The organism is Streptomyces africanus (genome assembly GCF_030816955.1).
In the GTDB taxonomy this organism is placed as follows: domain Bacteria; phylum Actinomycetota; class Actinomycetes; order Streptomycetales; family Streptomycetaceae; genus Streptomyces; species Streptomyces africanus.
Genome location: NZ_JAUSYP010000001.1, coordinates 4461010 through 4484491 on the forward strand (window position 1 = coordinate 4461010; position 23482 = coordinate 4484491).

General features: G+C 71.3%; 18 protein-coding genes and 1 pseudogene. 11 read left to right on the forward strand and 8 right to left on the reverse strand.

The window, feature by feature from the left end; translation table 11 throughout:
* The first annotated feature begins 47 nt into the window (after positions 1-47).
* The 3 genes from aspS (at position 48) to QF034_RS20730 (ending at position 4359) form a co-directional block, all read left to right on the forward strand.
* Positions 48-1811: an aspartate--tRNA ligase gene (gene aspS, locus QF034_RS20720; RefSeq protein WP_307176360.1), complete on the forward strand. Its 1764-nt coding sequence runs from the start codon at positions 48-50 to the stop codon at positions 1809-1811.
* A 117-nt stretch (positions 1812-1928) separates the two neighbouring features.
* Positions 1929-2846 (forward strand): intradiol ring-cleavage dioxygenase, encoded by a 918-nt coding sequence (locus QF034_RS20725; RefSeq protein ID WP_307176361.1) that lies wholly within the window; start codon positions 1929-1931, stop codon positions 2844-2846.
* Between the two features lie 169 nt (positions 2847-3015).
* Positions 3016-4359 (forward strand): MFS transporter, encoded by a 1344-nt coding sequence (locus QF034_RS20730; RefSeq protein WP_307176362.1) that lies wholly within the window; start codon positions 3016-3018, stop codon positions 4357-4359.
* 144 nt (positions 4360-4503) lie between these two features.
* Here QF034_RS20730 and QF034_RS20735 read toward each other — a convergent pair whose 3' ends face one another.
* Positions 4504-5154 carry an ATP-binding protein gene (locus QF034_RS20735; protein ID WP_307176363.1) on the reverse strand — a complete coding sequence of 217 codons (651 nt, stop codon included), beginning with the start codon at positions 5152-5154 and terminating at the stop codon, positions 4504-4506.
* Between the two features lie 119 nt (positions 5155-5273).
* Here QF034_RS20735 and QF034_RS20740 point away from each other — a divergent pair, with 119 nt between their 5' ends.
* Together QF034_RS20740 and QF034_RS20745 are read left to right on the forward strand one after the other, a co-directional pair.
* Complete coding sequence (locus QF034_RS20740; RefSeq protein ID WP_307176364.1) at positions 5274-6149, forward strand: helix-turn-helix domain-containing protein; 876 nt, start codon at positions 5274-5276, stop codon at positions 6147-6149.
* Positions 6146-6355: a DUF397 domain-containing protein gene (locus QF034_RS20745; RefSeq protein ID WP_307176365.1), complete on the forward strand. Its 210-nt coding sequence runs from the start codon at positions 6146-6148 to the stop codon at positions 6353-6355. Before QF034_RS20740 ends, QF034_RS20745 begins: the two co-directional genes overlap by 4 nt.
* Positions 6356-6360: 5 nt before the next feature.
* Here QF034_RS20745 and QF034_RS20750 read toward each other — a convergent pair whose 3' ends face one another.
* From QF034_RS20750 to QF034_RS20760, 3 genes are all read right to left on the reverse strand, one after another.
* Positions 6361-6726, reverse strand: coding sequence for a PH domain-containing protein (locus tag QF034_RS20750; protein WP_020270419.1), 366 nt, complete (start codon positions 6724-6726; stop codon positions 6361-6363).
* A 125-nt stretch (positions 6727-6851) separates the two neighbouring features.
* On the reverse strand, positions 6852-8468 hold the full coding sequence (metG, locus tag QF034_RS20755) for a methionine--tRNA ligase (protein ID WP_307176366.1): 1617 nt from the start codon (positions 8466-8468) through the stop codon (positions 6852-6854).
* A 111-nt stretch (positions 8469-8579) separates the two neighbouring features.
* Positions 8580-10601, reverse strand: coding sequence for a VWA domain-containing protein (locus QF034_RS20760; protein WP_307176367.1), 2022 nt, complete (start codon positions 10599-10601; stop codon positions 8580-8582).
* Between the two features lie 280 nt (positions 10602-10881).
* On the opposite strand from QF034_RS20760, the gene QF034_RS20765 reads away from it, so the two are divergent.
* Positions 10882-12975, forward strand: a complete 2094-nt coding sequence (locus QF034_RS20765) for a PhoX family protein (protein WP_307176368.1) — start codon at positions 10882-10884, stop codon at positions 12973-12975.
* Between the two features lie 55 nt (positions 12976-13030).
* Here QF034_RS20765 and QF034_RS20770 read toward each other — a convergent pair whose 3' ends face one another.
* Together QF034_RS20770 and QF034_RS20775 are read right to left on the reverse strand one after the other, a co-directional pair.
* A complete protein-coding gene (locus tag QF034_RS20770) occupies positions 13031-14029 on the reverse strand; it encodes an endonuclease/exonuclease/phosphatase family protein (RefSeq protein ID WP_307176369.1) in 999 nt (332 codons plus the stop codon).
* Between the two features lie 43 nt (positions 14030-14072).
* Positions 14073-14891 (reverse strand): alpha/beta fold hydrolase, encoded by an 819-nt coding sequence (locus QF034_RS20775; protein WP_307176370.1) that lies wholly within the window; start codon positions 14889-14891, stop codon positions 14073-14075.
* Positions 14892-14970: 79 nt separating this feature from the next.
* Here QF034_RS20775 and QF034_RS20780 point away from each other — a divergent pair.
* Positions 14971-16319: pseudogene (locus tag QF034_RS20780) on the forward strand (aminotransferase-like domain-containing protein).
* On the opposite strand, the gene QF034_RS20785 reads toward QF034_RS20780, so the two are convergent.
* The gene (locus tag QF034_RS20785) at positions 16216-17181 is read right to left on the reverse strand and encodes a hypothetical protein (protein WP_307176371.1); all 966 of its coding nucleotides are present in this window, start codon (positions 17179-17181) and stop codon (positions 16216-16218) included. The pseudogene QF034_RS20780 and the gene QF034_RS20785 overlap by 104 nt on opposite strands.
* A 93-nt stretch (positions 17182-17274) precedes the next feature.
* Positions 17275-17715: a hypothetical protein gene (locus QF034_RS20790; protein WP_307176372.1), complete on the reverse strand. Its 441-nt coding sequence runs from the start codon at positions 17713-17715 to the stop codon at positions 17275-17277.
* 221 nt (positions 17716-17936) lie between these two features.
* Between QF034_RS20790 and QF034_RS20795 the strand changes: the two genes are divergently transcribed.
* The 4 genes from QF034_RS20795 to QF034_RS20810 all read left to right on the forward strand — a co-directional run bounded on the left by QF034_RS20795 (position 17937) and on the right by QF034_RS20810 (position 23376).
* Positions 17937-18998, forward strand: coding sequence for a serine/threonine-protein kinase (locus QF034_RS20795; protein WP_307176373.1), 1062 nt, complete (start codon positions 17937-17939; stop codon positions 18996-18998).
* Positions 18999-19122: 124 nt separating this feature from the next.
* Positions 19123-19458, forward strand: a complete 336-nt coding sequence (locus QF034_RS20800; RefSeq protein WP_307176374.1) for a hypothetical protein — start codon at positions 19123-19125, stop codon at positions 19456-19458.
* Between the two features lie 4 nt (positions 19459-19462).
* Positions 19463-21967, forward strand: coding sequence for a caspase family protein (locus QF034_RS20805; RefSeq protein WP_307176375.1), 2505 nt, complete (start codon positions 19463-19465; stop codon positions 21965-21967).
* Complete coding sequence (locus tag QF034_RS20810; protein ID WP_307176376.1) at positions 21967-23376, forward strand: extracellular solute-binding protein; 1410 nt, start codon at positions 21967-21969, stop codon at positions 23374-23376. Before QF034_RS20805 ends, QF034_RS20810 begins: the two co-directional genes overlap by 1 nt.
* The last annotated feature ends 106 nt before the right edge of the window (positions 23377-23482 follow it).

Consider the following 23482-nt stretch of genomic DNA (forward strand, 5'->3'; position numbering starts at 1 on the left):
TTCACGTGAAACACAGACCCCGATCAGCGAAGACTGGATGAACGACGATGCATCGGTACAGGTCCCACACCTGCGGCGAGCTCCGCTCCTCTGACGTCGGCACCGACGTCCGGCTGAGTGGCTGGCTGCACAATCGGCGCGACCTGGGCGGCATCCTCTTCATCGATCTGCGCGACCACTACGGCATCACGCAGCTCGTGGCCCGTCCCGGCACCCCCGCCTACGAGGCCCTCGACAAGCTGTCCAAGGAATCGACCGTCCGTGTCGACGGCCAGGTCGTCTCCCGCGGCGCCGAGAACATCAACCCCGACCTGCCGACCGGTGAGATCGAGGTCGAGGTCGGCGAGGTCGAGCTGCTCGGCGCTGCCGCCCCGCTGCCGTTCACGATCAACACCGAGGACGGGGTCAACGAGGAGCGGCGCCTGGAGTACCGCTTCCTGGACCTGCGCCGCGAGCGCATGCACCGCAACATCATGCTGCGTACGGCGGTCATCTCGGCGATCCGGCACAAGATGACGGCCCTCGGCTTCAACGAGATGGCGACGCCGATCCTGTCCGCGACCTCCCCCGAGGGCGCCCGCGACTTCGTCGTCCCGTCCCGCCTGCACCCGGGCAAGTTCTACGCCCTTCCCCAGGCGCCCCAGCAGTTCAAGCAGCTGCTGATGATCTCCGGGTTCGACCGCTACTTCCAGATCGCGCCCTGCTTCCGCGACGAGGACGCGCGCGCCGACCGCTCGCCGGGCGAGTTCTACCAGCTCGACATCGAGATGAGCTTCGTCGAGCAGGAGGACGTGTTCCAGCCCGTCGAGAAGCTGATGACGGAGCTGTTCGAGGAGTTCGGCGGCGACCGTCACGTCACCTCGCCGTTCCCGCGGATCCCGTTCCGCGAGGCGATGCTGAAGTACGGCTCCGACAAGCCCGACCTGCGCGCCCAGCTCGAACTCGTCGACATCACCGACATCTTCGAGGGCTCGGAGTTCAAGGCGTTCGCCGGCAAGCACGTCCGTGCCCTGCCGGTGCCGGACGTCTCCGCCCAGCCCCGCAAGTTCTTCGACCAGCTCGGCGACTACGCCGTCTCGCAGGGCGCCAAGGGCCTGGCCTGGGTCCGCGTCGCCGAGGACGGCTCGCTGTCGGGCCCGATCGCGAAGTTCCTGACGGAGGACAACGTCGCGGAGCTCACCAAGCGGCTCTCCCTGGCCGCCGGCCACGCGGTGTTCTTCGGCGCGGGCGAGTTCGACGAGGTCTCCAAGATCATGGGCGCGGTGCGGGTGGAAGCCGCCAAGCGTGCCGGGCACTTCGAGGAGAACGTCTTCCGCTTCTGCTGGATCGTCGACTTCCCGATGTACGAGAAGGACGAGGAGACCGGCGCGATCGACTTCTCGCACAACCCCTTCTCCATGCCGCAGGGCGGTCTGGAGGCCCTGGAGACCCAGGACCCGCTGGACATCCTGGGCTGGCAGTACGACATCGTCTGCAACGGCGTCGAGCTGTCCTCCGGCGCGATCCGGAACCACGAGCCGGAGATCATGCTCAAGGCCTTCGAGATCGCCGGGTACGACCGCGAGACCGTCGAGGAGAAGTTCGCCGGCATGCTGCGCGCCTTCCGCTTCGGCGCCCCGCCGCACGGCGGCATCGCCCCGGGCGTCGACCGCATCGTGATGCTGCTCGCCGACGAGCCCAACATCCGCGAGACCATCGCCTTCCCGCTCAACGGCAACGCCCAGGACCTGATGATGGGCGCGCCGACGGAGCTGGAGGAGGCGCGGCTGAAGGAGCTGCACCTGTCGGTGCGCAAGCCGCAGCCGAAGTAGGCGACCTGTAGGGAGTGGCTCGGAACCGGCGTCGGTTCCGAGCCACTTTCGCACCCAGGGCTCTTGCCCAGCTCTTACTCAGGTTCCTGACAGACAGGGTCCCTAGCTTCCCTTCCCATGACGGGACACGAAGCGGCCCAAGAGCCGGAACACAAGCGGGATCTGACACGCCGTAAGGTCGTCGCCGCGGGCGTCGGCGCGGTGGTGGCGGCGGGCGTCGGCGGTACGTTCGCGACGGGCGCGTTCGCCGACGAGGGGACGGACGCCGCCCGGTCCAAGGCCACCGGGAGCGCGGGCGAGGCCTGCTACAAGCTGACCTCGGAGACCACCGAAGGCCCCTACTACATCGACGCGGACAAGCTCCGCCGGGACATCACCGAGGACCAGGAGGGCATCCCGCTCACCCTGCGCCTCAAGGTGATCGACTCCGAGACCTGCAAGCCCCTCGCGAACGCCGCCGTCGACATCTGGCACTGCAACGCACTCGGTGTGTACTCCGGGTACGAGGCGATGGGCAGCGGCGACGGCGGGGGCGGAGGCGGCGGGGGCGGCACGCCGCCCACGGGTGCGCCGACCGGAACGCCGACCGGCACTCCCACGGGCGCGCCCCCGGACGGTGGCGGTGGTGGCGGGCACCAGGAGCCCACGGACGACGAGCGCTACCTGCGCGGCACCTGGCGGACGGACAAGCGGGGGTTCGTCGAGTTCCGTACGGTCTTCCCCGGCTGGTACCAGGGCCGCTGCGTGCACATCCACACCAAGGTGCATGTGAACGGCACCTGGACCGACGCCGGTTACGAGGGCGGCACGACCTGCCACACCGGTCAGCTCTTCTTCGACGAGGAGTCCGTGCTGGCCTCCGCCGAGGTCGAGCCGTACTCCACCAACACCACGACCCGCACCACCCTCGACGAGGACACCATCTACCCGGGCAACGGCACCCAGGGCGGGCTGCTGAAGCTCCAGTACAGGAAGAACGCCATCGCGAAGGGCGTCGTCGCCGGCCTCACCATGGGTGTCGATCCCACGGGCTGACGGACGTCTGACGGCGTGTGTGGGGTGGACGTGTACGGCCGTCCGCCCCGCATTCACGTATATGTACTTCTGCTCAACCCGTTGACCCGGAAGTTAAGCCTCCATAAAGTCCCTTCGAGAACGCGTACGTGACTGCTGTTCACGTATGTGCACATCGAGGGAGACAACGATGTCAGACGCCGCAACAGCCATACCCGAGGCCGAGCAGCGTGCGGTCGGCAAATTCCTGCGCCGCATGCTTCCGATCCTGGTCCTGATGCTGCTGGTCAACCAGATGGACCGGACGAACGTGGGGTTCGTCCAGAACGAACTGCGGGCCGATGTCGGGGTGAGCGCCACCGCCTACGGGCTCGGCGCGGGCCTGTTCTTCATCGGGTACGCCCTGTTCGAGGTGCCGAGCAACATGCTCCTGGAGCGGCTCGGAGCCCGGGTCTGGCTGACCCGGATCATGATCACCTGGGGCGCGGTGATCGTGGCGATGTGCTTCATCCACAACGTGTGGATGTTCTACTCCCTGCGCTTCCTGCTCGGTGTCGCGGAGGCCGGCTTCTTCCCCGGCGTGCTCCTCTACTTCACCCAGTGGCTGCCGGACTCCAGCCGGGGCCGGGCCAGTGCGATCTTCCTGGGCGGCTCGGCCACGGCGTACATCGTCACGGGCCCGATCACCGGCGCGCTGCTGGAGCTGCACGGCGCGGGCGGTGTCGCGGGCTGGCGGTGGATGTTCGCCCTGGAGGGGGCCTTCTCGATCCTGGTCGGCTTCATCGCCGGGTTCTTCCTCGTCTCCCGGATCCAGGACGCGAAGTGGCTGACGCAGGAAGAGAAGGACGCGCTGAGCGAGGCGGTGGCGCGGGACAAGGAGGCGCGTGACCGGGCGCCGTCGGTGTCGCGGCTGAAGCTGATCTTCCATCCCCAGGTCGCCGTCCTGACCGCGGTCTTCTTCGCGATGGCGCTCACCGGCTACGCGATCACGTTCTGGCTGCCGAGCCTGGTGGAGGAGATCGGCGGACTGTCGCCCTTCCAGATCGGCCTGCTGTCGGCGATCCCCTGGATCTGCGCGGTGATCGCGATGTACACGATGGCCCACTTCACCGACCGGGCCCGGGACCGCCGCCCCTACCTGGCGATCGCCCTGGTCCTGTCGGCCATCGGCACCTTCCTCGCCACACTCGGTTCGCCCTGGTTCGGCCTGGCCGCCCTCACCCTCGCCGCGGTCGGCGGCAAGTGCGCGGCCACGCTGTTCTGGCCGATGGCCCAGTCGGGCCTCGACCTGAAGATCGCCGCGCCGGGTCTGGCACTGGTCAACTCCATCGGCAACCTGGGCGGTTTCGTGTCGCCCACCCTGTTCGGCTACCTCAAGGACACGACGGGCAGCACGAACGGGGGCCTGTACACCCTGTCGGCGGCGTCGATCCTGGCGGTGCTGGGCGTGGCGTTCGTACGGCACACCAACAGGGGGCCGCGGGCGGGAGCCGGGGATCGTGCGGGGGTGACGGGGAAGACGGCGGTGAGCTAGACACGCCGCTTCGAGCCGACTGTGCGCTGGGGCCTGCTCCTTTTGTGGAGTGGGCCCCAGCCATTCGCACCAGTACTTCGCTGTTGCCTTGTCGAACGACCGCATGCCGCGCGGGTGGTTCGTTTCCCCGTCCAGAGGAGGGGCTCACTGCTGTTCGCCGGTCCCGCCTTCGTAACGCGGCAGGTCCTCGGTGGAGATCGTCCAGTCGGCGATGGTGACGTCCTCCCCGTACACGAAGTCCTTGCGGGTGGCGTAGCGGGGGCCGTCGGGGGTGGCATGGATGTCGGTGAGCACGGTTCCGGTGCCGGTGCGGGGATCGAAGATCGCGTAGACGGGGACGCCCATGAGGGGGTAGTCGCGCATCTTGGTGACCCAGTCGTTGTCCGGGTTCGAGCGGGAGATGACCTCCACGGCGGCGACGAGCGCGCCCCAGCGGTCGGCGAGGGCCTCGACGAGGAGGAGGCCACGTCCTGACTCGGCGTCGGGGGCGGGTGCGGGGTGGCGGGGGAGGTCGTCACCTCGGGTGTCCGTGACTTCGATGCGGAGGGTTTCGCAGCTGGCCCGGAGCACGAGGCGGAAGTCGCGGCCGGGGAGCCGCCCGTGAGTGGCGGCGTTCGCGGCGAGTTCGGCGACGAGATGTTCGGCGGCTTCGGTGATGCGGTGGGGCACCTCCCGGGTGCGCATCCACTCCGTGGCGAGCAGCCGGGCGAGACGGGCGCCGCGTGGTGTGGATGACAGCTGGACGATGAAGTGCTCGGTGGGCGAGAGAAGTTGGGTGGACTTTTCCTGATTCACGTCACTGAGCGTGGCGGCACCTGCCTACCGTGAACAGTGACAGCGTCGATACGTAGGGTGACTGTCCGGGGCTCGTCGGCCGTTGTCCGGGCTGTCGGCAGGACGAAGGAGGGTGCGGCATGTCGGTGGACGGCGAGGTGCGTCGGCTCAGTGGGGAAGCGGACGAGCCGGGGTGGGAGGTGGATCCGGACGATGAGTGGGGAGTGGCCGTCATCACCACGGTGGGGCGGCAGTTGAGGCTGCGGCGTGAGGCGGTGGGGATGCGGGCCGCCGAGTTCGCGGTGGCCGTCGGGTACGGGGAGGACCTTGTCTACAAGGTCGAGGGTGGGAAGCGGATCCCTCGGAAGGAGTACCTGGACAGGGCCGACGAGGTGTTGGGAGCGGGTGGGCTCGTTGCGGCGGCTTGGGAGGACGTGAAGAAGGTCCGGTATCCGAAGAAGGTTCGGGAGCTGGCCAAGTTGGAGGCGCAGGCGGTAGAGATCGGCATCTACGAGAGCAACGGCATCAATGGGCTCTTGCAGGTCGCTGACCACGCGCGCGCGTTGTTCGAAGCCATGCAGCCCCCTTACTCCCCGGATGAGGTGGATCGGATGGTGGCCGCGCGCGTGGCTCGAGCGTCGGTCTTCGAGCGTTCACCCGCGCCCGCGCTCAGCTTCGTCCTGGAAGAGGCAGCCCTGCGCCGTCCGATCGGGGGCACAATGGTGTTGCGCCAGCAGCTCGAACGTCTGTTGGAGGTGGGTCGACTGCACAACGTTGTTCTTCAGGTGATGCCGTTGAACTGCGAGACGCACTCCGGCATGGACGGCAAGATCGAGCTGCTGAAGTTCGCAGACGGTTCAGCAGTGGGCCGCTCCGATGGCGCGTTCAACGGCCGGCCGACCTCGGAACTCAAACACCTGCGCATCCTTGAGCTGCGGTATGGCACGATCCGGGCTCAGGCCCTCTCACCACGGGAGTCGCTGGCCTTCATCGAACAACTGCTGGGAGAGACATGATCCGCAAGACCACCGCCGGGGACGCCTCTGAGCTGGCGTGGTTCAAGAGCAGCTACAGCAGCGGCAACGACGGCAACTCCTGCGTTGAGCTTGCCGTTACCCCCGGCACCGTGCACGTTCGTGACTCCAAGAACGTCGAAGGCCCCCGGCTGGCGATCACACTCGGCGCATGGGCCGACTTCGTGCCCTACGCCGTGGAGAGCTGACGCCTTTACCTGGCCACGAACTGGGTCAGGATCGCCTGGACCTCGTAGATGTCGACGCCCTTGGTGAAGGTTTTCTCGATGGGGGTCGGGGTGCCGGAGATCCAGATCTTCAGCTCGGCGTCGAGGTCGAAGGTGCCGGCCGTTTCCACCGCGAAGTGGGTGATGCTGCGGTAGGGGACGGAGTGGTACTCGACCTTCTTGCCGGTGATGCCCTGCTTGTCGATCAGGATCAGGCGGCGGTCGGTGAAGAGGATGGTGTCGCGGATCAGGAGGAACGCGGCGTGGACCTGTTCGCCGTGGCCGAGGAGGCGGGCGTAGTCGTGCTGGGCCGATGCCGGGTCGATGGTGTGGGCGTTGCCGAACAGTGCCATGGGAGTCCCCCGGGTGTGTGATGGCGGCCGGGTGGCCGGTCTCCCGGGATCTTCGCAAAGCACGGGGCCCGGGAGAAGGTTCTCGTTCTCCCGGGCCCCGTGCTGTAGCGAGCGTGTTACGCCGGTTACGCCGTCGGCTTGTCCTCCAGGCGCGGGAAGAGGACCGCGCCCTTGGTGACCGTCGTGCCGGCCGGGAGCCTGCCCCACTCGCCGGCCTCGCCGATCTTCTGGTCCGCGAGGGCGCCGAGGGAGGCCGCCGCGCCGAGCGAGTCCCAGAGCTTCTGGGAGGTCTCCGGCATGACCGGGTTGAGGAGGACCGCCACAGCGCGCAGGGACTCCGCGGCCGTGTAGAGGATCGTGGCCAGGCGGGCCTTGCCCTCGTCGGACGTGTCCTTGGCCACCTTCCACGGCTCCTGCTCCGTGATGTAGCCGTTGACCTGCTTGACGAAGTCGAAGACCGCCAGGATGCCGCCCTGGAAGTCCAGCTCCTCGCCGATCCGGCGGTCCGCCTCCGTGACGGCCTTCGCCAGGCCCTCGTGGATCGCCTGCTCCGCCGCGCCGTCGGCCGCCGACGCCGGCAGCTCGCCGCCGAAGTACTTGCCGACCATCGCCGCGACGCGGGACGCCAGGTTGCCGTAGTCGTTCGCCAGCTCGCTGGTGTAGCGGGCGGAGAAGTCCTCCCAGGAGAACGAGCCGTCCTGGCCGAAGGCGATCGCGCGCAGGAAGTACCAGCGGTACGCGTCCACGCCGAAGTGCGAGGTCAGGTCCTGCGGCTTGATGCCGGTCAGGTTCGACTTCGACATCTTCTCGCCGCCGACCATCAGCCAGCCGTTGGCCGCGATCTTGCCGGGCAGGGGGAGGCCCTGCGCCATCAGCATCGCGGGCCAGATCACCGCGTGGAAGCGGAGGATGTCCTTGCCGACCAGGTGGACGTCGGCCGGGAAGGTCTCCTCGAACTTGGCCTGGTTCTCGTTGTAGCCGACCGCCGTGGCGTAGTTCAGCAGGGCGTCGACCCACACGTAGATCACGTGCTTGTCGTCCCAGGGGACCGGGACGCCCCAGTCGAAGGTCGAGCGGGAGATGGAGAGGTCCTGCAGGCCCTGCCGTACGAAGTTCACGACCTCGTTGCGCGCGGACTCGGGCTGGATGAAGCCGGGGTTGGCCTCGTAATGGGCGAGGAGCTTCTCGCCGTACTCGCTCAGCTTGAAGAAGTAGTTCTCCTCGCTGAGGATCTCCACGGGCTTCTTGTGGATCGGGCAGAGCTTCTGGCCCGCGTACTCGCCCTCGCCGTCGAGGAGCTCGCCGGGGAGCTTGTACTCCTCGCAGCCGACGCAGTACGGGCCCTCGTAGCCGCCCTTGTAGATCTCGCCCTTGTCGTACAGGTCCTGGACGAACTCCTGGACGCGGTCCGTGTGCCGCTTCTGCGTGGTGCGGATGAAGTCGTCGTTCGCGATCTCCAGGTGCTCCCAGAGAGGCTTCCACGCTTCGGTGACGAGTTTGTCGGCCCACGCCTGGGGGGTGACCCCGTTGGCCTCGGCCGTGCGCATGATCTTTTGACCGTGCTCGTCCGTGCCGGTGAGGTACCACACCTTCTCGCCGCGCTGGCGGTGCCAGCGGGTGAGCACGTCGCCTGCGACGGTCGTATAGGCGTGGCCCAGGTGAGGAGCGTCGTTGACGTAGTAGATGGGGGTCGAGACGTAGTACGCCTTCGCCCCCTGCTTCTCGGATCCAGTGGCCGCCATGGTCGAAATCCTACTGGTCCGTTGAAGATCGACTCACACGTGTTTCGGGGGGTGGACACAGGGCTCTGCCCTCTGTCCACCCCCCGGGGGTTCTGCGGGTCCTGAGGGGTTCTACGGGCGCCAGTTCGCCAGTACGCCCTCGTAGAGCTCCTTGTCCGTGAGCTCGCGGGGGGTTTCGCCGGCGAGGAAGTGGGACGTGTTGGGGGTCTTGAGCTTGCGGAGGTAGTCGAAGGCCTTGTTCTCCGGGTCACCGAAGGCGACGAAGGAGAAGAAGACGGTGGGGTGCGTCTTGGCGGCCTCGGTGAGGGCCTGGGTGGCGGGGGTCTTGGCGTCGGGGGCGCCGTCCGTCTGGAAGATCACCAGGGTGGGTGTGCCGGGGGTTTTGGTGGTGGCTTCCTTGTCGTGGTGGGCGAGGACGGCCTCGACGGCTGCGTGGTAGCTGGTGCGGCCCATGCGGCCGAGGCCGGCGTGCAGGTCGTCGATCTTGTTCTCGTGGTCGGTGAGGGCGATCTCGCCGGTGCCGTCGAGTTCGGTGGAGAAGAAGACGACCGGGACGGTGGCCTCGGGGTCGAGGTGGGCGGCGAGGGCGAGGGTCTGCTCGGCGAGGGCCTGGGCTGAGCCGTCCTTGTAGTACGGGCGCATGGAGGCGGAGCGGTCGAGGACGAGGTAGACCTTGGCCCGGGTGCCGGTGAGGTTGTGCTGCTTGAGGGCGGCGGCGGCGGCCTTGTAGGCGGTGGTGAGGCCTGGGGCGCGGGTCTTGATGCGGGTGAGGGGGACGGCGGGGGTGGGGGTGACGTCCGGCTCGGCCTCGCCTTCGGCTTCGGCCGTGTCGTTCCCACCCGCACCACCCGTGCTGCTTTCGTCGTCGGGTGCGGGTGGCCCCTGTGGGGCGGACTCGCCGCCGGCGGCTGCGGGAGCGTCCACGGGCTCGGCCTTCGGCTTCGCCTTGGCCTTCGGCTTTGTCTTGGCCGTGGGTTCCGCCTTGGCCGGCGCGTCCGACTCGACCGGCGCGTCCGCTTCGGCCTTCGGCTCCGCCTTGGCCGACGCGTCCGCCTTGGCCGGCGCGTCCGCCTTGGCCGGCGCGTCCGCCTTGGCCGGCGCGTCCGCCTTGGCCTTCGCCTCCGGCTCCGCCTTGGCCGGCGCGTCCGACTCGACCGGCGCGTCGACTTCGGCCTTCGGCTCCGCCTGGGCCTTCGCCTTGGCCTTCGCCTCCGGCTCCGCCTTGGCCGACGCGTCCGCCTTGGCCTTCGCCTCCGGCTCCGCCTCGGCCTTCGCCTCCGGCTCCGCCTTCGCCTCCGGCGGGTCTGTCTTCGCCGTCGGGTCCGCCTCGGTCGGTGCGTCTGCCTTCGTCGTCGGCTTGCCGTCGGAGGCCGTGGCGGGCGTCGTCTTGGAGGCGGCCTTCGGTGCGGGCGTCACCTTGGGGGCGGCCGTCGGCTTGGGTTCGGCTTCTGCCGTGGGCTTGCTCTCGGCAGCCGGCTCGGAGTCGGGCTTCGGGGCTGCGGGGGTCTCGGGCCGTGGCTCGGGCTCGGCGTCCGCCCGCGTGTCGGTGGGCGAGGGCTGCTGCGGTGTGTCGGCCTTGGCCCTGGCCCTGGGCTTTGCAGCTGCCGGGGGCTCGGTCTGTGCCTGGGCCTCCGGGCCGTCCTCGGGCTTTTCCGGTGCTGTCGGCTCAGAGGTCGACGACGACTCCGGCTTCTCGGGCGCCGCGGGCTCGGCGACGGTCGGCTGCTCCGTCTCGGTCGCCGTCGGCTTCTCCGCCGTGGCCGATTCAGACGACTCCGCTGTCTCCGCCGGCTCCTCGACCACCGACGTGGCCTCGGCCTCTGCCTCCGGCACCGCCGGCTCCTCCGCAGCCGCAGGCTCCTGCTCCCCCTCCGCAGACCGCGCAGGCCTCGGGACCGTCACGCGGTCGAAGGCCAACGACACGAGGTCGTGTTCGTTCCGGGGTTCGGGGACGTCCGCCGTCGGGGCGGCGGGGGTGGGTTCCGGGGAGGGGGACGGGACCTTCGGGTCCGTCGCGGGGGGCGTCGGGGTTTCGGGCGTCGTCGTCGCAGTCTGCGCCGCACCCTCCGCCTCGGCGGTCCGTGACTTGCGTGACCGTCCGAACGCGTTCCGCAAGAGAGTGAGAATGCCCATGTGCGCGCAACCCTTCGCGTGAGTTGAAGCCCGTCAATCCCTGGCCAGGACGGACACGTAAGGTTAGCGGCCCTCCTGGGTGATCTTGGGCAGGGTCGGGGGTGGGCGGTCCGCGCTGTCAAGAGGGACATCCGGCCTGCCAAGGTGTCGCCGTGCTGAATCGCCGTAACTGCCGTAAGGCTGCCGCAGGTTCACCCGCTGTTCATCCTCGCGCCCGGCTGCCGCACATATGTGCCCCTACGGTCACGCTGACACCAAGGGCATCCAAGGAGAGAGCAAAGTGCGCAAGCTGCTGCCGTTGATCGGAACGCCGTCCGGATCGCATCCTGGCGGCCGGTCCGCCCTGACCTGTCGTTTCCGGTGTGGTGACGCCTGCTTCCACGAGGTGCCCAACACCAGCTCCAACGAGTACGTCGGTGATGTGATCGCCGGTGCGCTCAGCCGGCGGTCGATGATGCGGGCCGCGGCCGTGGTGACCGTGGCCGCGGCGGGCGCGGGGGCCGTGGGTGTCGCGCAGGCTCCGCAGGCCGGCGCCGCTCCGGCCGGAGGCGCGTCGGCCGGTGCCGCCGCCGAAGCCGCCCGGCGGAAGAACAAGGGCGCGCGCGGGCTGCGGTTCGCGCCCGTCGCGCCCAATACCGCCGACGCCGTGACCGTGCCGGAGGGGTACCGGCAGAACGTCGTCATCCGCTGGGGCGAGCCCATCCTGCGCGGGGCACCCGCCTTCGATCCGGAGAAGCAGACCGCCAAGGCCCAGGCCGGACAGTTCGGGTACAACTGCGACTTTCTCGCGCTGCTTCCGCTGCCGGGTGAGCGTGGGCGGCAGCTGCTCGTCGCCAATCACGAGTACACCGACGAGGTGCTCATGTTCCGGGGGTACGACGCCGCCCATCCGACCCGGGAGCAGGTCGAGGTGGCGTGGGCCGCGCACGGGCTGTCCGCCGTCGTCGTGGAGGGGGACCGGAAGACCGGGAAACTGACCGCCGTTCCGCGCCATCAGCTCAACCGGCGCGTCACCGCGACCACCGAGTTCCGGCTCACCGGGCCCGTCGCCGGGTCCGAGCTCGTGAAGACCTCCGCCGACCCGACCGGCACCAAGGTGCTCGGCACCCTCAACAACTGCTCGGGCGGCGTGACCCCGTGGGGCACGACCCTGCACGGCGAGGAGAACTTCAACCAGTACTTCGCGGGCAGCAGCCGGGCGACCGACAAGCGGTACGGGATCGGGACCGGGGCCAGCGAGCGGAAGTGGGAACGGTTCGACAAGCGGTTCGACGTCGCGCAGGAGCCGAACGAGGTGCACCGGTTCGGGTACGTCGTGGAGTTCGACCCGTACGACCCGAGCTCCACGCCGCGCAAGCACACCGCCCTCGGGCGGTTCAAGCACGAGGCCGCGAACATCAGGATGACGGCGGACGGGCGGCCCGTCGTGTACACCGGCGACGACGAGCGGTTCGACTACTTCTACAAGTTCGTCGGCAGCAAGCGGATGAGGCATGGCAGCGGCAGGGCCGTGCGGGAGCACAACCTCTCCCTGCTCGACGAGGGGACGCTGTACGTCGCCAAGCTCACCGGTGACTCCCCCGCCATCGAGATCGACGGCACGGGCAAGCTGCCGGGCGACGGCGAGTTCGACGGGAGCGGCGAGTGGATTCCGCTGGCCACCGCCACCGCCGAGGGTGCGGTCTCGCACGTGGACGGGATGAGCGCCGAGGAGGTGTTCGTCTTCACCCGTGTCGCCGGTGACAAGGTGGGCGCCACGAAGATGGACCGGCCCGAGGACATCGAGCCCAATCCCGTCACCGGCAAGGTGTACGTCGCCCTGACGAACAACTCCAACCGCGGCGTCGGTTCCAACGCCAAGGCGGACGAGGCCAATCCGCGCAACGCCAACAAGCACGGGCACGTCCTGGAGCTCACCGAGCGGTGGAACCGGCCCGAGAGCACGAGGTTCGCCTGGTCGCTGTTCCTCGTCGCCGGTGACCCGGACGACCCGGCGACCTACTTCGCCGGGTTCCCGAAGGACGGCGTCAGCCCGATCTCCTGCCCGGACAACGTCGCCTTCGACCCCTACGGCAACCTGTGGATCTCCACCGACGGCTCCCAGCTCGGCTCGCACGACGGCCTGTTCGGCGTGGCGACGCGGGGTGAGCGGCGCGGTGAGCTGAAGCAGTTCCTGACCGTGCCGACGGGGGCGGAGACCTGCGGTCCGATCATCCAGGACCGGCGTGTCCTGGTCGCGGTGCAGCACCCGGGCGAGATCGACGGCGCGTCCGTGGAGAAGCCGGCCAGCAGCTGGCCCGACGGTCCCGGGACGTACGTCCGGCCGGCGGTCGTGGCCGTGTGGCGCGCGGACGGCTGCGACATCGGCGTCTGAGCCGCAGACGTATCCATGGGGGGGCGCCCGTCGGGCGTCCCCCTTACTTGTTCCGTTACTTCTCCCCGTACAGCGTCAGGTCCGTGACCACCGCCCGGTGGTCCGTGCCGGCCAGGTCCAGGAAGCGCGTGCGGTCGGCCGCGAAGTCCTTCGACACCAGGACGTGGTCGATCTGCGTGCCGAACGTCGGCGCGGTCCGGGCCGGCCAGGTGGCCGTGCGATCGGCGTCGTCCAGACGGGCGGCGTCGCTCAGGCCGGTGTCGAGGATGCGGCGGAAGGCGGCGTGGTCCTGGGAGGCGTTGAAGTCGCCGGCCAGGACGAGGGGGGTGCCGGGGTTGGTGGCGGCCGCGTCGCGCAGGGCGTCCAGCTCCGTGCGCCAGAGGTCGAGCCGGCCGGGCAGCGGCGGCATGGGGTGGGCGAGCTGGAGCCGTACGGCGTGGCCGTCGACGTCGGCGATCGCCCCGGGCATGCCCATGGTGCCGGGGACGCCGTCGGTGGGCCGCAGCGGGAAGCGGCTGAGGATGACGGAGCCCTCGGAGCCGCCGCCCTCGACGGCCCGGCGGTGGGGATAGTCCCGCGCCAGATCCTGCTTCAGGCGTGCGTCGCACGCGTAGTCGCACTCCTCCACGAAGAGGACGTCCGGTTTCTCGCGGCGGACGGCGGCGACCAGGGGCCCGGTGCCCTGCCCGAACTCGACGTTCGAGGTCAGCACGCGCAGGTCGGCGACCGGGCGGCCGACGGGGTCGCCGACCTTGCCGTACGGCTCGATGAACCAGGCCAGCAGGCCGAGCAGGAGCACGCCCCAGACCGTCCCGAGCCACCACCGGGACAGCAGGGCGAACAGCAGGGCCAGGCCGGTGGGGGCGAGCAGCCAGGGGAGGAAGGCGAGGATCTGCGGGACGGGCGTGATGCCGTCGCTGTCGGCGGTCCGGAAGCCGACGGCCACGCTGACCGCGGCGAGCAGCAGGGCGGCGCACCAGGCGCCGGGCCGCCGGCGGGGCGGACGGTGGTCCGGCTCGTCGGTGGCGGTCCACTCGGCAGCGGCGGTGTCCAAGGCCCGGCCTTCCGTTCGCGGGGTGGGATGCCCGCATCCTCCCTCAAGGACGGGGTGGGGCGGGGGAAGGTTGCCGGGCGTCGACGCGGGCCAGGAATTCCCCGAGTGCCTGGTCGAACTCCGCGGGGCGTTCGAGGTTCGGCATGTGGGCCGCGCCCTCGATGATGTGCAGGTCCGCGTCCGGGAGGGCCGCGTGCAGGGCGCGGGCGTCGGAGACGGGGGTGTAGGTGTCGTCGGATCCGACGACGACCAGGGCCGGGACGCGGACCTGGGTCAGCAGGGCGGTGTAGTCGGGGCGCCGGGCGCGGGCGCGCAGGGCCGCGGCGGCGCCCTCGGGGGAGGTGGCCGTCATCATGCGGTGGACGTGGGCCTTGACGTCGGCGGGGGCGTGGGGGGCGACCATCCGCTCCAGGACCTCGTCGGCGTAGCCGCGCATGCCCTCCCGCAGCAGGCGGTCCGCCATGGCGTCGCGGGTGCGGACGCCGTCCGGGGTCTCCGCCGCCGGGAAGGTGTCCGCGAGGACGAGGCCGCGGACGCGGCCGGGGAACTGCCGGTAGCAGTCCATCGCGATCTGGCCGCCCATGGAGAGCCCGGCGAGGACGAAGGACTCCACGCCCAGCTCGTCGAGCAGGGCCTCGATGTCCCGGGCGAACCGCGCGAAGTCCGTGAGGGCCGGGGCGGTCGGGGAGGCGCCGTAGCCGCGCAGGTCGGGGGCGATGACGCGGCGGGCCGCGGAGAACGTGCCCAGCTGCGGGGCCCACATCGTGCGGTCGAAGGGGTGGCCGTGGACGAGAACCAGGGGGACAAGGGGCTGCCGAGGGGATACGGGGCCTTTGTCCTCGTATGCGAGGAAGGGTGCCATGTGAAGACCCTAGGCAGCTCCAACTACTCAGTGCAATAAGATCTTTGCTCTCGGTGCAATCCAAGGGGGAGGCCGACCGATGGGTGACTACCGCCGTATCGCGGACAGGATCGCCGACGACATCGCCAGCGGGCGGCTGAAGCCCGGCCAACGGCTGCCGCCGCAGCGGGCGTTCGCCCGGCGCCGGGGAATCGCCTCGTCGACGGCCGGGCGGGTGTACGGCGAACTCGTGCGGCGCGGGCTGGTCGTCGGCGAGGTCGGGCGCGGCACCTTCGTACGGGCCGCACCGGACGGGCCGGCGGGGCGGGCGCTCGCCGAGCCCGGCCCGGGCGACGCCCTCGTCAACCTGGAGCTCAACTACCCCAGCGCGCCCGGCCAGCCGGAGCTCCTCGCCCCCGTCCTCGCGCCGCTGCTGCGTCCCGACGTGCTGGCCGAGGCGCTGCTGCCGGCCGCCGCCACCGGTACCGAGTCCGCCCGGGAGGCCGTGGCCGCGCTCCTCGCCACTCCCGGCTGGCGCCCCGCCCCGGACCGGCTGCTGTTCACCGGCAACGCACGGCAGGCCATCGCCGCCGCGCTGGCCTCCCTGGTCCGGCCGGGCGGCCGGGTCGGGGGGTGGAGCAGCTGACGTATCCGCTGGTCAAGGAGATCGCGGCGCGGCTGGGCATCACCCTGGTGCCGCTGGCCGGTGACGCGGCCGGGCTGCTCCCGGAGGCCGTCGCCGCCGCGCACCGTTCGGCGCCGCTGTCCGCGCTGTACGTGCAGCCGACGCTGCACAACCCGACGTCGCTGACCACGAGCCGCCCTCGCCTGCTGCAGCTCGCCCAGCTGGTCCACGACCTGAACCTGCCGGTGGTGGAGGACCGCATCTGGTCCTTCCTGCGGGAGCAGGGTGATCCGTTCGCCGCTCACGCGCCGGCCCTCACTCATGTCGTCGACGGTCTCTCCAAGCGGGTCGCCCCGGGGCTCACCGCGGGTTTCCTCGTCGTGCCGCCGCACCGGGTCGGGGCCGTGGCCGGTGCCGTGCGGTCGGGCGGGTGGAGTGCGGGGCGGTTCGCGCTGGAGGCGGCCGTGCGGTGGGCCGGGGAGGGGGTCGTGGCGCGGCTGGTGGCGGCCAAGCGGGCGGACGCGGCGCGCAGGCAGCGGATCCTCGCCGAGGAACTCGCGGGCTTCGCCGTACGGTCCGAGCCGGGCGCCTACTTCGCCTGGTGGGAGCTGCCCGCCCCGTGGCGCGCGGACACCTTCACGGCGGCCGCCGCCGCGCACGGCATCGCCGTCACGCCCGGCCCCGCCTTCGCGGTCTCCCCCGGCCACACGCCCGACGCCGTCAGGCTCGGGCTCGGTTCGGTTCCGGAGCCGGTTCTGCGGCGGGCGCTGCGGACGCTCGGGCACGTCGCCGCGCGGCGAGCCGGGGACCGTACCGGCCCGTGAGCCACGAGCCGAGCGCCACCGTCAGGCCCAAGGCGAGCAGCAGCCAGGACACCGTCGACAGGGTGGCCGTCAGGGCGTCGTAGACGGCGCCGGCGGCCGGGCGGTCGAGCGCGTCGGGCAGGTCGGCGAGGGTGAGGCGGCGGCCGATCGCGACGGCCAGGACGAGCAGCCCGCCGCCCAGGGCCGTGCCAAAACCGAGCGCGGTGACCGCGCGGCGGCGGCACGCGGCGAGGGCGGTCCCGGCCACGGCGCACACGGCGGCGGTGAGCGGCAGCCAGAAGGCGGCGGTGTCCAGCACGTGGTATCCCCTGCGCAGTCGGTCCACGTCGTCGGCCGGGAGCACCGGGATCCGGGTGTGCGGGACCGGGATGCGGTGGGCGAACGGCGCGTGGTCGGCGGTGAGCCGGTGTTTGACCCGGGCGACGACCGGCGCGAGGTCGACGGTGACGGCGGAGGCCCGGGTGCCGTCGTCGCGCAGGGCGCGCAGCACGGCGTCGTGGACGGCCCGGTTCGCCGCGTCCCACCCGGTGCGGAACGCCTCGGTCCGGGTGAAGGAGCGCGCCGCGTCGTGCACGAAGGGTCCGACCGCGCCGCGCAGCGGACCGGTGTCGAACTCGTGCCCGGCCTCCCGCATGACGCCGTCCCCGAGGGCGTCCGCGATCGCGCGCCGCACGTCCGGGTCGGCGGCGAGCGGCGCCATCGTACGGACGTAGCGGCCGGTGTCGGTCAGCCCGTGCGCCGCCCAGGAGGCGAGCGTCCCGAACGGCACGAGCAGGCACGCGAGGGCCAGCAGAACGGCCGACAGGGCGTTCCGCGGTCGGAAGGGCGCCTGCTCGGCCGGCGCCCGGTCGCGCTCGGACACCCTTCCAGACAAGGCTCCACAGGCCCGGACCGCGACCGGCGTGACTGCATTCGGCCCCGCGTGCCGAGCCGAACGTGTCGTGCCGGTACCGAGTCAGTCCAGGCGCCGGCCGGCGGCGTCCTCGTGGGTGTAGTAGCGGTAGAACATCGTTATGAAGACGCCCGCCCCGACCACCACCCCCGCCCCGGTGGACCGCAGCACGGACACGCCGGACTGGCTGTAGAGGAAACCGATCGCGCAGCCGGTGAAGGCGAACCAGAGCAGCGCGTGCTGTTCGCGCCGCAGCCGCGGGGCGACCTCCCACACGGCGGCGAACAGTACGGCGAACACGAGCGCGGTGAGGAAGCCGAACAGCAGGTTCCAGCCGGTGATGGGCCCGGCGTCGCGCCGGTTGGCCGCGGCCCAGTAGCCGTAGACGAGCCCGAGGACGACGGGTACCGCGACCTTCGCCATGGCGTGGGTGCGCGGGCCGAAGACATCGGGGGTACGGCGTCGCCTGGTCACCTTGCGTGAGGCGGGTGCCGCATGAGCCATGAGAGCTCTCCTCTCTCCCTGCCCCTGCCTCCCAGGGCACACCGCCGGGAACCGCCTGGCAAGTCGGCGGACACGACGCGCTGCTCGCCGTGTGCCCTTCGCACCGTCGCCGAGGAGGGGGGCGAAGCCCCCGAAGGCGGACGTTTAGGGGCCTGGGGCCCCCCTTTGCAGCCGCAGCAGTTACCGTGCTGACGTACGTGATCGACAGGGGGAGGGACGAGATGCCCGGAACCGTGCTGCTGCTGGCGGCCTCGCCGGTGGGCAAGGGGCGCCTGGTCGACGCCGCGTCCGTGCTCCCCGTCCTGGCCGCCGTCCCGCCCGGCGTGCTGGCCGGCACGGACACCGCGAACGTCGTCGAACTCGCCGACCCGCTGGAGCCGCAGGCCGTCCTCACCCGGCTCCGCGCCGCCGCGGCGGCCCCCGGCCCGCTCACCGTGTACGTCACCGGCCAGCTGCAGCTCGACCGCCGCCAGCGCCTGCCCCACCTGGCGCTGGCCCGCACCACCGCGTCCACCGCCCGTTACACGGCCTTCCCCTGGCACTGGTTCCGGGACGAACTGCGCCTCAGACCGGCCGGCGCGACGACCCTCCTGCTCGACCTGCACGCGGACGCCGAGACCTGGGAGCTGCTGCGCGGCACCCCGCTGGATGCGGGCCGCGGCAACGCCGTGCACGGCCGCATCGCGCCCCCGCCGTCCAGACGCACGGTCGCGGCACCGGCGTACATGAAGGCCGTCGCGACGATCCTGCGCAGCGGGTTCCGGCCGCCGCTGGAGCAGTTGCACCAGCAGGCGCTGGCCCGGATCGCGCCGGAGAGCGCGGGCACCGACCTGGTGCTGAGCACGCCGGGCCCCGCGGCCGGTGACCCGCACGCCGCCATCACGGCCGCCGTCCAGTCCGGCCGCCACGCCGACGCCGACGCGCTCGCCGCCCGGCACGAGCAGGCGGCCGTCGCCGCGCAGGGGCCCGCCTCCGAGGAGGCCCTGCACTGGGCCGAGGTCCGGGCCGACCTGGCGATGTTCGCCGGGGACGCGGGCCGCAGCTGCCACACCTGGCTGACGGTGGCCACCCTCCGTCTGAACGCCGGACAGGCGCCGGACGCGCCCGCCGTCGAGGCCGCCGTGGACCGCGCCCACCACCAGTGGGGCCAGATCCGCGACCCCGCCCGCGCCCGCGAACTGGGAGCGGCGCTCGCCGAGTTGCGCGGCCGGGTCCCCGGGCGCCGCGAGGGGGCGCTCGACCATGTGCAGCGGCAGCTACGGCAGTTGCAGACCCCGGCCTGAACACGCGTGCGCCGTGTGCGCCTGGCGTGAAGGGGGCGTGTAATCGCTTGCTCAGGTCGCGTCACAGGGCTGCCGCCGAGGCCTGACCCGGTGTCATGATGTCGGGATGACAGAGGGGGACGAAGTGGCTGTCTTAGGCGTGCGCGTCCGGCTGGGCGCCGGCGGGACCGTGGACGATGTCAGAGCACTGAAGACGTGGCTGGAGCGGGAAGAGCCGCTCGCGGAACTGCTGTCCGAGAAGAAGCTGAGCATCGAGGCGCAGACCAGCGCGGACGGGACCAAGGGGCGGCTGGGGCCCGACCTCGAACTCGTCCTCAAAGTGCTCGGTGACGTCGTCACGATCGCGGCACTGACCGAGTACACCGCACGCGCGGTGAAGACCTGGACGAACAACCGCCGCAGGCTCCAGGGCGGCGATCCCCAGCCACAGATCCGCCCGCTGGACACCGACGGGGAGTAGGCCGGTGAGCCGCTTCGACCCGCGCGGCGAAGTGAACCGGGCGCTGCTGGTCGGTGTGTCCGAGTACGACCACACGGCACCGGACCCACAGGGCGTCACCGGCCAGCTCCCCGCCGTGCGGCACAACCGGAGGACACTCGAGGACGCGCTGCACCGGGGCAACGTGTTCGGTGCGCACGAGGTGCGGGCTCTGGCCTCGCCGACCCCGGACGAGTTCACGGGGGCACTGCGCCGCGCCTGCCAGGACGCCAGGGGACTGCTGCTGCTCTACTTCGCCGGGCACGCCGTCACCTCCACCTCCGGCAACGAGCTGCACCTCCAGATGCGTACCGCCCGGGTGCTCACGGGCGACGGGCTGCCCGGCTCGGTGAGTTTCAGCGAGGTGCTGGGCGAACTCGTCGAGAGCCGCGCCCAGCAGGTGGTGGTGATCCTCGACTGCTGCTACGCGGGCAACGCCGCGGAGATCTGGCACCGCTTCGACGATCCGAAGCGGAAGAAGCACAAGGTCCTGCTGCTGATGAGCGTGCAGCCCAACCGCTGCATCCTGGGCGGCGACGCCGACGCCCCGACGCCGTTCACCCGGGAACTCGTGCACGTCCTCGACGAGGGCGGCGAGGTGTGGCTCTCCCGGCTGTACGCCGCGGTGAAGCAGCGGATGGCCGAGGCGAAGTACAAGGCGGAGGACGACGACTCGCAGCGGCCGCAGGCGCTGGCTCCCCCCTGGGACCCGGACGCGGACGTGCTGCTGGCGGCGGGCCCGGTGATCGACCACCCGGACCCCCAGGTCAGATGGTTCCAGCGCACGCTCGACCGGGCCCGGAAGGCCCTCGAACGGCTCGGCCGTACCGGCCTGGCGATTCTGCTGGCGCTGCTCGCCACCGGCGCCGGCGGCTACGGCGTCCTGGTCCTGACCGGCGACTCGGGCTCCTGCGCCCCGGCACTGGAGCTGCGTCTGCTCACCGACCCCGATCTGGAGCAGGCGATGAAGGCGGCCGCGGACGCCTACGTCGCCTCGGACGCCAACACCACGAAGGACGGCTGCCGGCGCAGCGGCGTCACCGTCTACAGCGCCGGTGCCGCCGGTGTGGTGACCGCGCTGGGCAAGCGGACGGACGCCTGGCAGCAGCCGCGCGACGACGACAACCCGCAGCGGGACATCGGCCCGCAGCCGGACGTGTGGATCCCCGGCACCCGCGCGGACGTCCGCCGGGTCACCGCGGCCCAGGAGGACCGCGTCTTCGCCCGGCTGTACCCGGACACCGGGCCGTTCGTGTACTCGCCGGTCGTCCTGGCCGTCCCGGAGGGCCTGGACGACGCCGTCAAGCCCACCGGGCAGTCGCTGTCGCAGCTGGTCACCGGCCTCGAACAGGCGCCCGGCGAGGCCGAAGTGCACCGGCCCGACCCGGAGTTCGCCGACGCGGCGCTGCTGGCGACGACGGGCCTGTACCGCGGCGGAGCCGAAGCGCGCAACGCGGAACGGCGCCTCACCCAGTCCGGCCGGCCCGAGCCCTCCGCCGCCGGGCTGCTGTGCACGCTGCCCGACGCCGACGCCGTGGACGACCGCAGCGCGGCCCTGGTCCCGGAGTTCCTGCTGCGCAGCGGCGTCGGCTGCCACCCGGCCACGCGCGCCCCGCGCTCCGCCGTCTACCCCGACGACGTCCCCGGTCTGGAGCCGACGTTCGTGCGGGTGCGCTGGGAGGACGGTGAGCGGGACGCCGACGCGCGGGACGCCGAGGTGGACCGCTTCCGCTCCTGGCTGACCGGCGACGAGGGCCGCGGGGTGCTCGGCGAGCAGGGCTTCAGGTCCGCGCACGGTGAGCGACGGCTGCTGGCTGCGAAGTCGGCCCCCGAGGGGCTGATCGACGAGGTCCCGCCGGCGGGCTCCGCCGACCCGGCGGAGATGGACGAGGCACTGGAGCGCTACGGCAACGCGCACGGCCCCGGCCGTGTCCTGTTCCTCCTCGACAGCTCCGGCTCGATGGCCGGTCTGTGGGACGGACCCAGCGGCGGCCCCGGCATCCTCAAGCAGACCCTGACCGGGCTCGGCGGGGAGGACGAGTACGGGGTGTGGGCCGTGTACGGTCTCAAGGGCCGTACGCACACCGACCTTCTGAGGTTCGGCACGCACGCCCGCCGGGAGGCCGAGCAGGCCCTGGACGCCGCCCGGGTGCGGGACGCGGAAGCCGACCCGTCCGCCGCCCTGCGGGACGCCCTGGCGTTCCTGCGGGAACGCGGCGCCGACGACGAGCGGCCGCAGCTGATCGTGTACCTCACCGACGGCGAGGACGACAACCGCCTGACCGGCGACGCACTCGAGCGGGTGATCGACCGGGCCCGGACCGCCGGCGTGCCCATGACCATGGTGACCCTGAAGAACGGGGCCTGCGACCGGGACCGCCCCGGCACACGGATCGCGGAGGCCGGCCGGGGCCGCTGCCTGGACGCCGGGGACGACCTCGTGCCCGCCCTGCGCGACGAGGTCGCCCGCACCGGAACGGGGGAGGAATGATGGCCCGACGCCTGACGGCCGCCGCGCTGTCCCTGCTGTCGCTGCTGACGTTCACGGCCTGCACCGACGGTGACGCGCAGCAGCAGCCGACGGGCACCGACCCCTCCCCGCGGATCGTGGTGGCCAGCGGCCAGGACGTCACCGGCAAGAATGGCATCCGCCAGCAGCTCATCGACGCCTGGAACGCCAAGGAGGGCGAACACGGCTACCGGGCCCGCCTGGTGGAGCTGCCCGGCTCCGCCGACCAGCAGCGCAGCCAGCTGCTCGGCGCCCTCCAGTCCGGCAGCGCCGAGTACGACGTGGTGAACCTGGACGTGACCTGGATCCCGGAGTTCGCCGACGCCGGCCTGATCCGGCCGCTGAGCGACACGGCCGTCAAGGACCCCGGGGACCTCATCAAGTCCGTGGACAGCACGTCGTACTGGGACGGCAAGCGGTACGCGGTCCCCTTCAACAGCGACGCGGGCCTGCTGTACTACCGCAAGGACCATCTGGTGAAGGCGAGCGCCTCCCGCACCGACCTCGGCGAAGACGTCAGCTGGGACGAACTGCGGGAACTGCTCGGTCCCCTCGACGACGCCGGGATCAAGGACTACGAGGCGATCTGGACCACCCAGCTCGCCCCCTACGAGGGCCGTACCGTCAACGCGATCGAGGCCTTCGCCTCGGCCGTACCGGGTTTCCGGATCACGGACGACGACGGCGAGTACGTCGCGACCGAGGAGCAGTTGACGGCGGGGGTGAGCGAGCTGCGGGAGCGCACGGCGTCGCCGTACGCCCTCGACGGGTCCTCCGAGTTCCGCGAGGCCGAATCGCTCAGCGCCTTCGCCGAGGGCCGCACGACCTTCCTGCGGCACTGGCCGTACGTCTACCCGACCCTGCACGAGACCTTCGGGGGCAATCTCGGGGTGGCCCGGCTGCCCGGCAAGTCCGTGCTCGGCGGCCAGAACCTCGCCGTCACCTCCTCCACGTCCGAGCAGCGTGCCGCGAAGGCCGCCGAACTGATCGCGTTCCTCACCGACCCCGACAGCGAACGCTGCCTGCTGCGCGCCGGGTTCGCCGCGACCCGCACCTCGGCCTACGAGGAGCCCGGCACCGCCCCGGAGTGCGGGCACGCCCCCGCGTACGCCGAGGGCCCCTCGGCGTCGCCCGGCGGCGAGAGCACCGCCCGCCTGGCCCCCGACCGGATGGCCGACGGCACCAGCTACTCCCGCGAGATCCTGCTCCCGGCCCTGAGCGAGGCGGTCCACCGCCCCCGCACCCCGCTCTACGGCGCGGTGACCCACACCATCACCACCGAACTCGACGCTCTGTACGGCCCGCCGAAGGGGCCGGGCGGAAGCCGGCCCGGTGACGCGGAGGTAGCGAAAAGCCTTGACGAGGCGCTGAACGAAATTTTACCCGGTTGAATCTCCTCCCGGTGATGTTCACATTTCCTCCATTGCTTACGTGTGTCCCCGTGGGTAGCGTCGTTTTCGCACTGACCATGCAATCCGGCCGGACAATCCGGCCGGA

Bases quoted from the DNA above. Each gene is read 5' to 3' on its own strand.
- aspS (WP_307176360.1), top strand. From the start codon at position 48: ATGCATCGGTACAGGTCCCACACCTGCGGCGAGCTCCGCTCCTCTGAC.
- QF034_RS20725 (WP_307176361.1), top strand. From the start codon at position 1,929: ATGACGGGACACGAAGCGGCCCAAGAGCCGGAACACAAGCGGGATCTG.
- QF034_RS20730 (WP_307176362.1), top strand. From the start codon at position 3,016: ATGTCAGACGCCGCAACAGCCATACCCGAGGCCGAGCAGCGTGCGGTC.
- QF034_RS20740 (WP_307176364.1), top strand. From the start codon at position 5,274: ATGTCGGTGGACGGCGAGGTGCGTCGGCTCAGTGGGGAAGCGGACGAG.
- QF034_RS20745 (WP_307176365.1), top strand. From the start codon at position 6,146: ATGATCCGCAAGACCACCGCCGGGGACGCCTCTGAGCTGGCGTGGTTC.
- QF034_RS20750 (WP_020270419.1), bottom strand. From the start codon at position 6,726: ATGGCACTGTTCGGCAACGCCCACACCATCGACCCGGCATCGGCCCAG.
- metG (WP_307176366.1), bottom strand. From the start codon at position 8,468: ATGGCGGCCACTGGATCCGAGAAGCAGGGGGCGAAGGCGTACTACGTC.
- QF034_RS20760 (WP_307176367.1), bottom strand. From the start codon at position 10,601: ATGGGCATTCTCACTCTCTTGCGGAACGCGTTCGGACGGTCACGCAAG.
- QF034_RS20775 (WP_307176370.1), bottom strand. From the start codon at position 14,891: ATGGCACCCTTCCTCGCATACGAGGACAAAGGCCCCGTATCCCCTCGG.
- QF034_RS20790 (WP_307176372.1), bottom strand. From the start codon at position 17,715: ATGGCTCATGCGGCACCCGCCTCACGCAAGGTGACCAGGCGACGCCGT.
- QF034_RS20795 (WP_307176373.1), top strand. From the start codon at position 17,937: ATGCCCGGAACCGTGCTGCTGCTGGCGGCCTCGCCGGTGGGCAAGGGG.
- QF034_RS20810 (WP_307176376.1), top strand. From the start codon at position 21,967: ATGGCCCGACGCCTGACGGCCGCCGCGCTGTCCCTGCTGTCGCTGCTG.